This window comes from Orbaceae bacterium lpD02, from assembly GCA_036251875.1.
GTDB lineage: Bacteria > Pseudomonadota > Gammaproteobacteria > Enterobacterales > Orbaceae > Orbus > Orbus sturtevantii.
Genome location: CP133960.1, coordinates 1,653,597 through 1,668,740, shown reverse-complemented (window position 1 = coordinate 1,668,740; position 15,144 = coordinate 1,653,597). Strand labels below are relative to the sequence as shown.

At 37.5% G+C, this 15,144-nt stretch carries 11 protein-coding genes; all 11 read left to right on the top strand.

What is annotated here, in order from left to right; all coding sequences use genetic code 11:
* Nucleotides 1-40: 40 nt before the first annotated feature.
* Complete coding sequence (gene rplK / locus RHO12_07265) at nt 41-469, top strand: 50S ribosomal protein L11 (GenBank protein ID WVD65188.1); 429 nt, start codon at nt 41-43, stop codon at nt 467-469.
* A gap of 3 nt (nt 470-472) precedes the next feature.
* A complete protein-coding gene (rplA, locus tag RHO12_07260) occupies nt 473-1,174 on the top strand; it encodes a 50S ribosomal protein L1 (GenBank protein ID WVD65187.1) in 702 nt (233 codons plus the stop codon).
* Nucleotides 1,175-1,447: 273 nt separating this feature from the next.
* Nucleotides 1,448-1,945, top strand: coding sequence for a 50S ribosomal protein L10 (gene rplJ, locus RHO12_07255; GenBank protein ID WVD65186.1), 498 nt, complete (start codon nt 1,448-1,450; stop codon nt 1,943-1,945).
* An 85-nt stretch (nt 1,946-2,030) separates the two neighbouring features.
* Nucleotides 2,031-2,399: a 50S ribosomal protein L7/L12 gene (gene rplL / locus RHO12_07250; protein ID WVD65185.1), complete on the top strand. Its 369-nt coding sequence runs from the start codon at nt 2,031-2,033 to the stop codon at nt 2,397-2,399.
* A gap of 265 nt (nt 2,400-2,664) precedes the next feature.
* Nucleotides 2,665-6,693: a DNA-directed RNA polymerase subunit beta gene (gene rpoB, locus RHO12_07245; GenBank protein ID WVD65184.1), complete on the top strand. Its 4,029-nt coding sequence runs from the start codon at nt 2,665-2,667 to the stop codon at nt 6,691-6,693.
* Nucleotides 6,694-6,782: 89 nt separating this feature from the next.
* Nucleotides 6,783-11,003, top strand: a complete 4,221-nt coding sequence (gene rpoC / locus RHO12_07240) for a DNA-directed RNA polymerase subunit beta' (protein WVD65183.1) — start codon at nt 6,783-6,785, stop codon at nt 11,001-11,003.
* 216 nt (nt 11,004-11,219) lie between these two features.
* On the top strand, nt 11,220-11,435 hold the full coding sequence (locus RHO12_07235) for a YheU family protein (protein WVD65182.1): 216 nt from the start codon (nt 11,220-11,222) through the stop codon (nt 11,433-11,435).
* Between the two features lie 120 nt (nt 11,436-11,555).
* Nucleotides 11,556-12,188 (top strand): cAMP-activated global transcriptional regulator CRP, encoded by a 633-nt coding sequence (crp, locus tag RHO12_07230; GenBank protein WVD65181.1) that lies wholly within the window; start codon nt 11,556-11,558, stop codon nt 12,186-12,188.
* 30 nt (nt 12,189-12,218) lie between these two features.
* Nucleotides 12,219-12,938, top strand: coding sequence for an isoprenyl transferase (locus RHO12_07225; protein ID WVD65180.1), 720 nt, complete (start codon nt 12,219-12,221; stop codon nt 12,936-12,938).
* Nucleotides 12,939-12,953: 15 nt separating this feature from the next.
* Nucleotides 12,954-13,793, top strand: coding sequence for a phosphatidate cytidylyltransferase (locus RHO12_07220; protein WVD65179.1), 840 nt, complete (start codon nt 12,954-12,956; stop codon nt 13,791-13,793).
* 84 nt (nt 13,794-13,877) lie between these two features.
* Nucleotides 13,878-15,122: an RIP metalloprotease RseP gene (gene rseP / locus RHO12_07215; GenBank protein WVD65178.1), complete on the top strand. Its 1,245-nt coding sequence runs from the start codon at nt 13,878-13,880 to the stop codon at nt 15,120-15,122.
* Nucleotides 15,123-15,144: the final 22 nt, after the last annotated feature.

Here is a 15,144-nt window from a genome sequence, read left to right as displayed (position 1 = left end):
CGGGTTAACAGGGCGCTAGTACCCAAAGAAGGAAGCTAAAATGGCAAAGAAAGTACAAGCCTACATTAAGTTGCAAGTTGCAGCTGGTGCAGCAAATCCAAGCCCACCAGTTGGTCCAGCTCTTGGTCAACATGGTGTAAATATCATGGAATTCTGTAAAGCATTTAATGCCAAAACAGAAGGTTTAGAAAAAGGTTTACCAACACCAGTTGTTATTACCGTTTACTCTGACCGTTCATTTACCTTTATTACTAAAACACCTCCTGCTGCAGTTTTGCTAAAGAAAGCGGCTAAAATCAAGTCTGGTTCAGGTGAACCAAACAAGAAAAAAGTAGGTAAAATAACGAGCGCTCAGATTCGCGAAATTGCTGAACTGAAAGCTGAAGATATGAATGGTGCAACTATTGAGACTAAGATGCGTTCTATTGAAGGAACTGCGCGCTCAATGGGTCTGGAAGTGGAGGGATAACCAATGGCTAAACTATCTAAAAAAGCTAAACTTATCCGTGAAAAAGTTAATGCTACTAAACAATATGAAATCAATGAAGCTATCACTTTACTAAAAGAATTAGCAACTGCTAAATTCACTGAAAGTGTAGATGTTGCTGTGAATTTAGGTATTGATGCACGTAAGTCAGATCAGAATGTTCGTGGAGCGATTGTACTTCCTAATGGTACAGGGCGTAGTGTTCGCGTTGCTGTCTTTACTCAAGGTGCAAATGCAGAAGCCGCTAAAGCTGCGGGTGCAGAATTAGTTGGTATGGAAGATCTTGCCGAGCAAATTAAAAAAGGCGAAATGAACTTTGATGTTGTTATTGCCTCTCCAGATGCTATGCGTATTGTTGGTCAGTTAGGTCAAATTTTAGGTCCACGTGGTTTAATGCCAAATCCTAAAGTTGGTACTGTAACACCTAATGTAGCAGAAGCAGTTAAAAATGCTAAAGCAGGTCAGGTTCGTTATCGTAATGATAAGAATGGTATTATCCATACTACTGTCGGTAAAGTAGATTTTGATACTGATAAATTGAAAGAAAACTTGGAAGCATTACTTGTTGCTTTAAAGCGTGCAAAACCAGCATCTTCTAAAGGTATTTTTATTAAGAAAGTTAGCTTGTCTACCACTATGGGTGCAGGTGTTGCTATTGATCAAACTAGTTTGATTGCAACAGTTTAACTTTCTAGCTACTTTTATTAAGTAAGAAAGAATCGGTTGGTGTCTGGCCTAATCCAGACCCCGTCCAAGACCGTAGGTGTAATATCTGTCATTTTAAGATTATTACTTAATGTTCCTACGTAGACGGTGACAGAACCTAAACGTTATTTTAATTAGATAAATATAGTTGAATTAACAGGACTCTGCTCACCGTAAATAGGCTAATTATTGCTTGCAATAATTGGTACAGTGAGAGTCTAGGTGAAAACCTAGTTTAATTCAGGAGCAAAACTAATGGCATTAAATCTTCAAGATAAACAAGCAATTGTTGCTGAAGTTAACGAAGTTGCCAAAGGTGCGCTATCTGCAGTTGTTGCCGATTCTCGTGGCGTCACTGTAGATAAAATGACTGCATTACGTAAATCAGCTCGTGAAGCTGGCGTTTATATCCGTGTTGTTCGTAACACGTTATTACGTCGCGTAGTTGAAGGTACTCCTTATGAGTGCTTAAAAGATACGTTTGTTGGTCCAACTCTGATTGCATTTTCTCATGAGCATCCAGGTGCTGCAGCGCGAATTTTTAAAGCGTTTGCTAAAGAAAATGACAACTTTGAGATTAAAGCAGCAGCCTTTGAAGGTGAGTTAATTACTGCGGCTAATATTGATCGTTTAGCTACATTACCAACTTACGAAGAAGCATTAGCTCGTTTGATGTCGACCATGAAAGAAGCTGCGGCTGGCAAATTGGTTCGTACACTTGCGGCAGTTCGCGACCAAAAACAAGCTGCTTAATTTTGTTATTTACAAAAGAGCAGGTTATTTTAGTTGTTGAACAATTTACTAATTTTAAAAAATTCTATATTTAGGAAACTATATTATGTCTATCACTAAAGAACAAATTTTAGATGCAGTTGCTGAAATGTCTGTAATGGATGTTGTTGAACTTGTATCAATGATGGAAGAAAAATTTGGTGTTTCTGCAGCAGCAGCGGTTGCAGTAGCAGCAGCAGGCCCAGCTGAAGCAGCTGAAGAAAAAACTGAATTTGATGTCATATTAAAAGATATCGGTGCTAACAAAGTTGCAGTTATCAAAGCGGTTCGTGGTGCAACTGGTTTAGGCTTAAAAGAAGCTAAAGACCTTGTTGAATCAGCTCCTGCAACAGTTAAAGAAGCTGCTAGCAAAGATGACTCTGAAGCACTTAAGAAAGCGCTTGAAGAAGCTGGTGCGACTGTCGAACTTAAATAAGTTTGATGCAATTATATACAGCCTGAAAAGGCTGACGGCTGGTGGTTTATATCTCCAGCCTTTTTGCGTCTGTGTAGATGTGAAAAAAAGTTATTATTTAGTTACAAATGAAATAGTATATAATTAAAAACCTAATCAATTGATATTTATAAATATTTCGAGCAGGTGTCAGATTTAATTTAATAATTAAGATCTGATGAATATTTAATAAAGCCGATATGATATTAAATTATATATCGAGGCTGATCAGCAAGTTGAGGAACTAATGGTTTACTCTTATACCGAGAAAAAACGAATTCGTAAGAATTTTGGTAAGCGTCCACAAGTGTTGGATATACCCTATCTTCTTTCTATTCAACTTGATTCGTTCCAAAAGTTTATTGACCAAGATCCTGAAGGTCAATATGGTTTAGAAGCCGCTTTTCGTTCAATCTTTCCTATAAAGAGTTATAGTGGCAGTGCAGAACTTCAGTATGTATCATTTAAAATGGGTGAGCCTGTTTTTGATGTAAAAGAGTGTCAAATTAGAGGGATCACTTATTCTGCGCCATTACGTGTTAAATTACGTTTAGTTATTTATGACAGAGATGCTCCAGAAGGAACTGTAAAAGATATTAAAGAACAAGATGTCTATATGGGCGAAATCCCTCTTATGACTGATAATGGAACATTTGTTATTAATGGTACTGAACGTGTAATTGTTTCTCAATTGCACCGTAGCCCAGGTGTGTTCTTTGATAGTGATAAAGGTAAAACCCATTCATCTGGTAAAGTTTTATATAACGCTAGAATTATTCCTTATCGTGGTTCATGGTTAGACTTTGAGTTTGATCCGAAGGATAACTTATTTGCTCGTATCGACCGTCGTCGCAAATTACCTGCAACAATAATTTTAAGAGCACTAGGTTTTGAAACTGAGCAAATTTTAGATATTTTCTTTGAAAAAAGCATTTTTGAAGTAGCTAAATCTAAATTAAAATTAGAACTTATTCCTGAACGCCTACGTGGTGAAACAGCACAGTTTGATATTGAATCAAAAGATCAGATTTATGTAGAGAAAGGTCGACGTATAACGGCAAGACATATCCGACAACTAGAAAAAGATAACATCACAAAAATAGATGTGCCTGTTGAGTATATTATTGGCAAAGTACTAGCAAAAAATTATATTAATGCTAGCACGGGAGATATGATTGCACCAGCTAATACTCCAATTTCATTGGAGTTGCTTGCTGAATTAACTCAAGCAGGTTATAAAAAAATCGAGACATTATTTACTAATGATCTTGATCACGGTGCGTTTATTTCTGAAACAATCAACGTTGATCCTACTCATGACCAATTAGGTGCACTTGTTGAAATTTATCGTATGATGCGTCCTGGTGAGCCACCGACAAAAGAAGCGGCTGAATCTTTATTTGCTAACCTTTTCTTCTCAGAGGAACGCTATGATTTATCTGCGGTAGGTCGCATGAAGTTTAACCGTTCTTTAAATCGTGAAGATATCGAAGGTAGTGGTGTTTTAAATAACGATGACATTGTCGACGTTATGAAAAAGCTTATTGCCATTCGTAACGGTCATGGTGATGTGGATGATATTGATCATTTAGGTAACCGTCGAATTCGTAGTGTTGGTGAAATGGCAGAAAACCAATTTAGAATTGGTTTAGTTCGGGTTGAACGTGCTGTTAAAGAGCGTTTATCATTAGGTGATCTTGATGCGTTAATGCCGCAAGATATGATCAACGCTAAACCAATTTCAGCCGCGATTCGTGAATTCTTTGGTTCAAGCCAATTATCTCAGTTTATGGATCAAAATAACCCATTATCTGAAATCACACATAAACGTCGTATTTCTGCATTAGGTCCTGGTGGTTTAACACGTGAACGTGCTGGATTTGAAGTCCGTGACGTACATCCAACCCATTACGGTCGTGTTTGTCCAATTGAAACGCCTGAAGGTCCAAATATCGGTTTAATTAACTCATTAGCAGTTTATGCAAGAACCAATGAGTATGGTTTCTTAGAGACCCCTTATCGCCGAGTCATTGATGGTATTGTGACCGATGAAATCAACTATTTATCAGCTATTGACGAAAGTGCTTATGTTATTGCTCAAGCTAACTCAAATTTAGACGATGATGGTCGTTTTAAAGAAGATTTAGTCACTTGTCGTTTAAATGGTGAATCAGGTTTATATAATGCTGAGCAAGTTGATTATATGGACGTCTCAACTCAACAAATCGTTTCTGTTGGGGCATCATTGATTCCATTCCTTGAACATGATGATGCTAACCGTGCCTTGATGGGTGCGAACATGCAACGCCAAGCAGTACCTACATTGAAAGCAGAAAAACCATTTGTTGGTACAGGTATGGAGCGAGCCGTAGCAGTTGATTCGGGTGTAACGGCCGTTGCCAAACGCGGTGGTACCGTGCAGTATGTTGATGCATCGCGAATAGTCATTAATGTTAATTCTGATGAGATGTATTCTGGCGAAGCTGGGATTGATATCTACAATTTAACTAAATATACTCGTTCTAACCAAAATACTTGTATTAACCAAATTCCATGCGTTGAATTAGGTGAAAAAGTTGAGCGTGGCGATGTATTAGCCGATGGTCCTTCAACCGATTTAGGTGAGCTAGCATTAGGTCAGAACATGCGTGTGGCGTTTATGCCATGGAATGGTTACAACTTCGAAGATTCTATTTTAGTTTCTGAAAGAGTGGTGCAAGATGACCGATTTACTTCTATTCACATTCAAGAACTTTCCTGTGTTTCTCGCGATACAAAATTAGGTGCAGAAGAAATTAGTGCAGATATTCCAAATGTGGGCGAGTCAGCACTTTCTAAGCTTGATGAGTCAGGTATTGTTTATATTGGCGCAGAAGTTAAAGGTGGTGATATTTTAGTTGGTAAGGTAACGCCGAAAGGTGAAACACAACTAACGCCTGAAGAAAAACTACTTAGAGCTATCTTCGGTGAAAAAGCATCTGATGTTAAAGATACTTCACTACGAGTGCCAAATGGTGTTTCTGGTACTGTTATTGATGTTCAAGTCTTTACCCGTGATGGTGTCGTTAAAGATAAGCGAGCGCTTGAAATAGAAGATATGCAGCTAAAACAAGCGAAAAAAGATTTAACTGAAGAGTTAAAGATTTTGGAAGCAGCTCTCTTTGCTCAAATCAAAGATGTTTTAATTTCGGGTGGTATTGATGCGAATAAACTTGACGCACAACCGCGTGAAAAATGGCTGACTATAGGTTTATCAAAAGAAGATAAACAAGCTAAATTAGAAGAATTAGCTGCTCAACATGATGAGATTAAAGCTGATTTTAATAAACGGCTTGAAGCTAAACGTATGAAAATTACTCAAGGCGATGATCTACAGCCTGGTGTATTAAAAATCGTTAAGGTTTATTTAGCTGTTAAACGCCAGATTCAGCCAGGTGATAAAATGGCTGGTCGTCATGGTAATAAAGGGGTTATCTCAAAAATTAATCCAATCGAAGATATGCCATATGATGAAGATGGATGCCCAGTTGATTTAGTATTAAATCCACTCGGTGTTCCATCTCGTATGAATATCGGTCAAGTATTGGAAACGCATTTAGGGATGGCAGCTAAAGGTATCGGTAATAAAATTGATGCAATGCTTAAAGAGCAACAAGAGCTAGCTAAGCTTCGTGAATTTATTCAAAAAGCGTATGACCTAGGACTTGGCGCGGCTCAAGAAGTGAATGTTGCTGAATTTTCTGATCGAGAAGTGATGACGCTTGCTCAAAATCTTCGTAATGGTATGCCACTTGCGACACCGGTATTTGATGGTGCTAAAGAGTCTGAAATTAAAGCTTTACTTGAACTCGGTGACATTCCAACATCAGGGCAAATTATTTTACATGATGGTCGTACAGGTGAAAAATTTGAGCGACCAGTAACAGTTGGTTATATGTACATGTTAAAACTTAATCATCTTGTCGATGATAAGATGCATGCACGTTCAACTGGCTCGTATAGTTTGGTTACTCAACAACCTCTTGGTGGTAAAGCTCAGTTTGGTGGTCAACGCTTTGGTGAGATGGAAGTATGGGCGCTCGAAGCTTATGGCGCAGCATATACACTACAAGAAATGTTGACAGTAAAATCAGATGATGTAAACGGTCGTACGAAGATGTATAAAAATATCGTAGATGGCGATCATAGTATGGAACCTGCGATCCCTGAATCCTTTAATGTTTTATTAAAAGAGATTCGCTCGTTAGGTATCAATATTGAATTAGATGAAGAGTAATTTTATCTGATATAAGATTGCTATTTATACGGGTAATCGTTAGTTATTTAACGATTGCCCAGTTGGTTTAACTCCATAGGAGCCAATTAGTGAAAGACTTATTAAAGTTTCTAAAAGCGCAAACTAAAACTGAAGATTTTGACGCTATTAAAATTGGGTTAGCGTCACCTGACATGATCCGTTCATGGTCATTTGGTGAGGTTAAAAAACCAGAAACCATTAATTATCGTACATTTAAACCTGAGCGTGACGGTTTGTTTTGTGCCAGAATTTTTGGACCCGTTAAAGATTATGAATGTTTATGTGGTAAATATAAACGTTTAAAGCATCGCGGTGTGATCTGTGAAAAATGTGGTGTTGAAGTGACGCAAGCCAAAGTGCGTCGTGAGCGCATGGGACATATCGAACTTGCTTCACCAACAGCCCATATTTGGTTTTTAAAATCGTTACCATCTCGTATCGGTTTATTGCTTGATATGCCATTACGTGATATTGAACGAGTGCTTTATTTTGAATCATTTATGGTTCTTGATGGTGGAATGACTAACCTTGACAGAGGTCAAATTCTAACCGAAGAGCAATACTTAGACGCGCTGGAAGAATTTGGTGATGAGTTTGATGCGCGCATGGGTGCCGAAGCTATTCAAGAATTGTTACGTAATTTAGATTTAGCTGCGGAATGTGAACTATTACGCGATGAGTTGTCAACGACGAATTCTGAAACGAAACGTAAAAAATTAACTAAGCGTATTAAGATTCTAGAAGCATTTATTCTGTCAGAAAATAAACCTGAATGGATGATCTTAAATGTATTACCGGTTCTTCCACCTGATTTACGTCCTTTAGTGCCGTTAGATGGCGGTCGCTTTGCAACGTCTGATCTTAATGATTTATATCGTCGAGTTATTAATCGTAATAACCGTTTAAAACGTTTATTAGATTTAGCCGCTCCTGACATCATTGTGCGTAATGAAAAACGTATGCTGCAAGAGTCTGTTGATGCGTTATTAGATAATGGTCGTCGAGGTCGCGCAATTACCGGTTCAAACAAACGTCCATTAAAATCGCTTGCTGATATGATTAAAGGTAAGCAAGGTCGTTTCCGTCAGAACTTATTAGGTAAACGTGTTGACTATTCGGGACGTTCTGTAATTACCGTAGGCCCATACTTACGCCTACACCAGTGTGGTTTACCGAAAAAAATGGCGCTTGAACTTTTCAAACCATTCATTTACGGTAAATTAGAGCGCCGCGGTTATGCTACGACCATTAAAGCAGCGAAAAAAATGGTTGAACGTGAAGACGCAATTGTTTGGGATATTTTAGATGAAGTTATTCGTGAGCATCCGGTTTTATTAAACCGAGCGCCAACACTTCATAGATTAGGTATTCAAGCATTTGAACCAATTTTGATTGAAGGTAAAGCTATTCAGTTACATCCATTAGTGTGTGCGGCATTCAATGCTGACTTTGATGGTGACCAAATGGCGGTTCATGTCCCATTAACGATAGAAGCGCAAATTGAAGCTCGAGCGTTAATGATGTCGACGAATAATATCTTATCTCCAGCGAGTGGTGAACCAATTATTGTGCCATCACAAGACGTTGTATTAGGCCTTTATTATATGACTCGTGATCGAGTTAATGCAAAAGGCGAAGGTATGGTTTTAACTGGTCCAAAAGAAGCAGAAAAGCTTTATCGACTAGGCTTGGCAGATCTTCACGCACGAGTTAAAATTCGGATTACTGAATACACCCGTAATGATGCCGATGAATGGGAAACGTCTATTTCCTTAGTTGATACAACAATTGGTCGAGCTATTTTATGGTTGATCATGCCAAAAGGCTTACCATTTTCAGTGGTTAATCAACCATTAGGTAAAAAAGCGATTTCTAAAATCTTGAATATTTGCTATCGTCAGTTAGGTATGAAAGAGACAGTTATTCTAGCAGACCAAGTTATGTACACTGGTTTTGCATATGCAGCTCGTTCAGGGGTATCTGTTGGTATTGATGATATGGTGATTCCAGCGAAAAAAGCTGAGATTATTACCGAAGCAGAAGCTGAAGTTGCAGAGATTCAAGAACAGTTCCAATCTGGTTTAGTTACAGCTGGGGAGCGTTATAATAAAGTTATTGATATTTGGGCTGCAGCGAATGAGCGTGTAGCTAAAGCGATGATGGATAACTTATCGACAGAAAAAGTTATAAACAGAGAAGGTAAAGAAGAGTCTCAACCATCTTTTAATAGTATTTACATGATGGCCGATTCTGGTGCTCGTGGCTCTGCAGCACAGATCAGACAGCTCGCTGGTATGCGTGGTTTGATGGCAAAACCAGATGGCTCGATTATTGAAACACCAATTACTGCCAACTTCCGCGAAGGATTAAACGTACTGCAATACTTTATTTCTACCCATGGTGCACGTAAAGGGTTAGCTGATACCGCATTAAAAACAGCTAACTCGGGTTATTTAACTCGTCGTTTAGTTGATGTAGCACAAGATCTGGTTGTTATTCAAGACGATTGTGGTACTCATGAAGGTGTTGTGATGACGCCTGTTATTGAGGGCGGAGATGTTAAAGAGCCACTTCGTGAACGCGTACTAGGGCGGGTTACAGCGGAAGATGTATTAAAACCTGGCTCTGCTGATGTTTTGATCCCACGTAATACATTATTGGACGAAAGTTTTTGCGATTTATTAGAAGAAGAACTGATTGATAGTGTTAAAGTTCGCTCGGTGGTTTCCTGCGATACTGATTTTGGCGTTTGTGCTAATTGTTATGGTCGTGACTTAGCTCGTGGTCATTTAATTAATAAAGGTGAAGCAATTGGTGTAATTGCTGCCCAATCAATTGGTGAGCCGGGTACACAGCTGACAATGCGTACATTCCATATTGGTGGTGCTGCATCAAGAGCCGCAGCTGAATCAAGCGTACAAGTTAAGAATAACGGTATTATCAAACTATCTAATGCAAAATTTGTTATCAATCCAGAGAAGAAACTTATTATCACTTCACGTAATACGACGTTAACTGTCATTGATGAGTTAGGTCGAATGAAAGAAACTTATAAGGTTCCTTATGGTGCGATCTTGACTAAAGGGACAGGTACAGCAGTTAAAGCTGGTGAAACCATTGCAAACTGGGATCCTCATACCATGCCAGTGGTCTCTGAAGTACAAGGTTTTATTAAGTTTGTCGATATGGTTGATGGGCAATCAATAACCCGTCAAACTGACGATTTAACTGGCTTATCTTCAATCGTAGTACTTGATGTAGCAGAAAGAACCGCTGTTGGTAAAGATTTACGTCCAGCAATTAAAATTGTAAATGCTAAAGGTAAAGATGTGTTTGTTACGGGTTCTGAGATGCCTGCACAGTACTTTTTACCAGGAAAAGCGTTGGTTCAACTAGAAGATGGGGCGGCAATTAACACTGGTGATGTTTTGGCTCGTATTTCACAGGCTTCTGTTGGTACAAAAGATATTACGGGTGGTTTACCACGCGTAGCAGATCTGTTTGAAGCGCGTAGACCAAAAGAGCCAGCTATTCTTGCTGAAGTTGATGGTATCGTTTCATTTGGCAAAGAGACCAAAGGTAAGCGTCGTCTAGTTATTTCACCAGCAGATGGTAGTGAACCATATGAAGAGATGATTCCTAAATGGCGTCAACTTAACGTCTTCGAAGGCGAGCATGTCGAGCGTGGCGACGTGATTTCTGATGGTCCAGAGTCTCCACATGATATTTTACGCTTAAGAGGTGTCAATGCTGTAACGCGTTATATTGTGAATGAAGTTCAGGAAGTTTATCGTTTACAAGGTGTAAAAATTAATGATAAGCATATTGAGGTTATTGTTCGTCAAATGTTACGCAAAGCAACAATTGGTAATATCGGTAATTCCCGTTTATTAGAAGGTGAACAATTAGAAGTTTCTCGCATCAAGATCATTAATCGAGAACTAGAGGCGCAAGGTAAAGAGCCAGCATCTTATATGCATGATTTATTAGGTATTACGAAAGCATCACTGACAACAGAGTCATTTATTTCTGCAGCATCATTCCAAGAAACAACTCGTGTGTTAACGGAAGCAGCTGTTGCAGGTAAAAATGATGAACTTCGCGGCTTAAAAGAAAACGTTATTGTTGGGCGACTGATTCCAGCCGGGACTGGATATGCATACCACAAAGAGCGTTTGCGTAAACGCGCACTAATGGCAGAGCCTCATGTTGTCTCAGAATCTATTGTGACAGCCGAGGAAGCGACTGCTAATTTAGCCGAGTTACTTAATTCGACAGATGAAGCATAAACGTAAATTTGCTTTAAAAACCACTCTCTTGAGTGGTTTTTTTTTTTATTTTCTAGCTATAATACTTCAAATAGGCACAAAATTGTTATAGATTTGGTATTACTAATGATATTTCTCGTTAATGCTCGCAATATTATTAATGCGCTAGTTGCATTTCTTGAGTTTAGTGTTAATAATAACAAATAATTTTATTATCTCGGTTATAAGGTTGGTACAGTGATAATTCCTTGGCAAGAGTTGGAACAAGATACTTTACTCAACATTATTGAAAGTTTTATTTTGCGAGAAGGAACTGACTACGGTTTGATGGAAAAAACATTAGCCGAGAAAGTAGATGATATTGGCAAACTATTGCAGCAAGGAAAAATTGTCATAGTTTGGTCTGAACTGCATGAGACGATAGATTTAAAATGCACTGAAGATGTTTTGTAAAAAAGTAAGTTATAGGCTTCCCCCATGAGCAAAATTGATTTTGATATATTATTCAGTAGATAAGTTTGATATAGTGACATCATATAATAACTAGAAATTGTATAACTGGAGTAGGATTTAATGATTATTAGTAAACAGCAATCCGATACAACATTAGAGTGGTTTTTATCTCATTGTCATGTCCATAAATATCCAGCCAAAAGTACATTAATTCATCAAGGTGAAAAAGCTGAAACGTTATATTACATCGTAAAAGGTGCCGCAGCCGTTTTAATTAAAGACGATGAAGGCAAAGAGATGATTTTATCTTATGTAAGTCAAGGTGAGTTTATCGGAGAACTTGGTTTATTTGAAGAAGGAACAGAGCGCAGTGCTTGGGTTAAAGCACGAACGAGCTGTGAAGTTGCAGAAATATCATATAAAAAATTTAAACAACTGATTCAGGTTAATCCAGATATTTTAGTGAAACTTGCAGCACAAATGGCAAATCGCTTACAAGTAACATCAGAAAAAGTGAGTAACTTGGCATTTCTTGATGTTGCAGGTAGAATTGCCCAAACTTTACTAAATTTAGCTAAGCAATCTGATGCAATGACTCATCCTGATGGAATGCAAATAAAAATTACTCGACAGGAAATTGGTCAGATTGTTGGTTGTTCAAGAGAGACAGTTGGGCGAATTCTAAAAATGTTAGAAGGACAACATTTGATTTCTGCTCATGGTAAAACAATTGTTGTCTACGGTACTCGATAACCGTTTTATAGAAATGTAAATAGGAAAGGCATGTCGCAAAAAAAACATATTCCCAATCATGTAGCAATTATTATGGATGGAAATGGGCGGTGGGCTAAAAGTAGGAATCAATTAAGAGTGGTTGGGCATAAAGCTGGGCTAAAAGCAGTAAGAAAAGTGGTTCAGCATGCTAGCCTAATTGGCATAAAAGCTTTGACTTTATATGCTTTTAGTAGTGAAAACTGGAAAAGACCTGAGCAAGAAGTTTCTTCATTAATGTCTTTATTTGTTTATGCTTTAAATCGAGAAGCAAAAACATTGCACAAAAATAATATCCGTTTAAATATCATCGGCGATATTTCTCGATTTTCTAGTCAATTACAGGCAATGATTGCTGATGTCCAAAGCATGACTCTCAATAATACCGGTCTTGTACTGAATATTGCCGCAAATTATGGTGGGCGGTGGGATATTACTCATGCAATTAAAAAAATTATTGATAAAGTTAATAATAATGAGCTATTGATTGATGATCTTACAGAAGATGTTGTTGGTAAGGAGCTTTCATTGCATGAATTACCCGCAGTAGACCTTGTTATTAGAACTGGCGGTGAGCATAGGATTAGTAATTTTTTACTATGGCAAATTGCTTATTCTGAATTTTATTTTACTGATATACTATGGCCGGATTTTGATCTAAATTCATTTGATGAAGCAATTTCGATCTTTAATAAAAGAGAACGGCGATTTGGTCAGGTTGTTGATTGTTAAAAAATAGGACATGTAATGTTAATTCAGCGTATATTGGCAGCTATTGTATTAATCCCTTTGGTTATTTTATGTTTATTTTTTATACCCTTATCAGGATTTATTTCTTTGATGGTTATAATTTGTGCACTATCTGCATGGGAATGGGCACAGTTTCTGCAAATTAAATCTGTTAAAAGTAGAGGCATATTTGCGCTAATATTTACCCTTTTTATCGTTGCTATTTATTATGTATCTGCTTTACTTGCAGGCAAAATAGACGTGTTTAAATATATTTTGCTCGTTTCTCTAGTTTGGTGGTTAGTGGCTTTATTATTAGTTGTCACCTATCCAAGCTCAGTTCGTTTCTGGCAGAATAATTACATTAAAATTTTATTTGCGTGTTTCACATTAGCACCTTTTTTCGTTGGTATGATTGCTTTAAGACAGATTAATTATGATGGTGACTCATTCCAAGGAGCATTTTGGTTGCTTTACGTCTTGGTCCTTGTGTGGGCCACTGATTCTGGTGCTTATTTTGCAGGAAGGATATTTGGTAAGCACAAGTTAGCACCAAAAGTGTCGCCAGGAAAAACAATAGAAGGACTTATTGGTGGTGTTATTTTATCGCTATTAATTAGTGTTGTTGTTTATTTAAGCCATTATTTTACCATTTCGCTATATAATTTAATGATTAGTTCTATATTTGCAATACTAGTTTCAATATTAGGTGATTTAACTGAAAGTATGTTTAAGCGTGAAGCAAAAATTAAAGATAGCGGCCATTTAATTCCTGGTCATGGTGGAATTTTAGATCGTATTGATAGCTTAACTGCAGCAATTCCAATATTTGCGGCTATTTCTCTTCATGTTTTATAGGACATAATTTTGATTTGGTCAGCGGTAATATTTTTTATCACTATTAGTGTGCTTGTTACGGTGCATGAGTTTGGACATTTTATTATGGCCAGATTTTGCGGTGTTAACGTTGAGTGTTTTTCGGTTGGTTTTGGTAAAAAGCTTTGGTCTTATACTAGCAAAAAAGGAACTGAGTATACCCTTTCCGCTATTCCACTGGGTGGTTATGTTAAAATGCTTGATGGTCGCAATCAACCTCTGGTAGAAGAGCAAAAACAATTCGCGTTCGATCATAAACCAATTATTCAGCGAGCGGCGATTATTAGCGCGGGTCCGATTGCTAATTTTATTCTAGCAGTTATTGTTTACTGGGTAGTTTTTCAAATTGGCATTATAACTTATCCAGTTAAAATTGCGGGAACCATTACGAATACTCCTATAGCAAGTGTAAATATTGTGCAAGGTGCGGAACTAAAATCTATTGCAGGCATCAAAATAGAGAGTTGGGCAGATGTTGGTTCAGTACTGATTAGTGAAATGGGCAAGGATAGTATCGAACTCAGTTATACTGCAAATGCAGATGAGTTATATCAAACGACAATTAGTATTAAAAACTGGCAGTATGATGTAGAAAAAGAATCACCAATAACCGCGTTTGGTTTTATACCTGAGCAGGTAGGAACTCGCCCAGTCATTAGTGCCATTATCGATAATTCGGCAGCTAAAGCTGCTGGGCTTGAAATTGGCGATGAAATTATCAGTTATAATAAGCAAGATTATGATAATTGGGATAATTTTTCTCAATTAGTAAAAAAAGGTGATCCAATAGCATTAACAATAAAACGTAAAAATGAGATAATTTCGCTTGATTTACAGCCTAAAATTAGTGTTAATGAACAAGGAAAATTAGTTGGAGTTGCCGGAATTTATCCAAGCAGTAACACAATTGTAAAACAGTATGGTATAGTAGACGGATTTGTTAAAGGATTTGAGCAAACAAAATTAACAATAAAGCAGGTGATGCGCTCATTTTATCAGTTGTTAACAGGTGTTATTAGTATTAAAAATTTATCGGGACCCATTGGTATTGCTAAAGGGGCCGGGCAAACAGCGAGTTATGGGATGGTTCCTTACTTGTTTTTTTTAGCGTTTATTAGTATTAGTTTAGGTGTAATTAATTTAGTTCCTTTGCCGATGTTAGATGGGGGGCATCTTTTATTTTTGCTGATTGAAAAAATAAAAGGCTCCCCCGTTTCAAGTAAAGTGCAAGGAATTTTTTATCGGGTAGGTTTTGTTTTATTGATGATTATAATGGGTATTGCGTTATTTAACGATTTTTTACACTTATAATTGTGATTAAATGGATTAACAT